This window comes from Frankia nepalensis (assembly GCF_016786325.1).
Classification (GTDB): domain Bacteria; phylum Actinomycetota; class Actinomycetes; order Frankiales; family Frankiaceae; genus Pseudofrankia; species Pseudofrankia nepalensis.
This window is the reverse complement of record NZ_JADWYU010000149.1, coordinates 28188-28821: the sequence shown is the minus strand read 5'-3', so window position 1 is coordinate 28821 and position 634 is coordinate 28188. Positions and strand designations below refer to the sequence as shown.

The following is a 634-nucleotide window of genomic DNA, read 5'->3' as shown; positions in this document are numbered from 1 at the left end:
GTCCGGGCGGGGGGGGGGGGGGCCGGCCGGGGGGGGGGGGGCGGGGCGGGGGGGGGGGGGGGGGGGGGGGGGGGGCCGGGGCCGGGGCGCCGCCGAGCCGACGAGGGCTCGGCGATGATCGAGTTCGTCGGCCTCTCGGTCGTGTTGCTGATCCCGTTCGTCTACTTCTTCCTCGCGCTGTTCTCCGTGCAGCGCTCGGCGTTCGCGGTCACCCAGGCGGCGCGGGAGGCCGGCAGGGCCTTCTCGACGGCGAACAACGCGGAGGAGGGCCTGACCCGTGCCCGCGTCGCCGCTCAGCTGGCGTTTCAGGACCAGGGCGTCGAAGCGGCGCCCGAGGTGCGCTTCGCCCCCGAGGGCGCCGACTGCGGCGCCGCGAACCCGGGCGACGGGGCCGCCACCCTGGAGCCCGGCGCGGTCTTCGTCGTCTGCGTCCGCACGGTCGCCTCACTGCCGGGTGCCGGCATCCTCGGCCCCGGCCTCGCCGACGTCACCCTCAACGGCCAGTTCACGGTGGTCATCGACCAGTACCGAGGTGACCGCGGCACTCCGGCTCCTTAGCTCACCGGCCGGGGGGGGGGCCCGCCCGCGGGCGCCCCGCCCCCCCCCCCCCCCCCCGCCGCCCCCCCGCCCCCCC

Annotated in this window: 1 protein-coding gene; it reads left to right on the top strand. The window is 79.3% G+C overall.

Going from position 1 to position 634, the window contains the following annotated elements:
* Positions 1-114: 114 nt before the first annotated feature.
* Entirely contained in the window at positions 115-558 is a 444-nt protein-coding gene (locus I6A81_RS23350) for a hypothetical protein (protein WP_203006814.1), read from the top strand.
* Positions 559-634 lie beyond the last annotated feature (76 nt).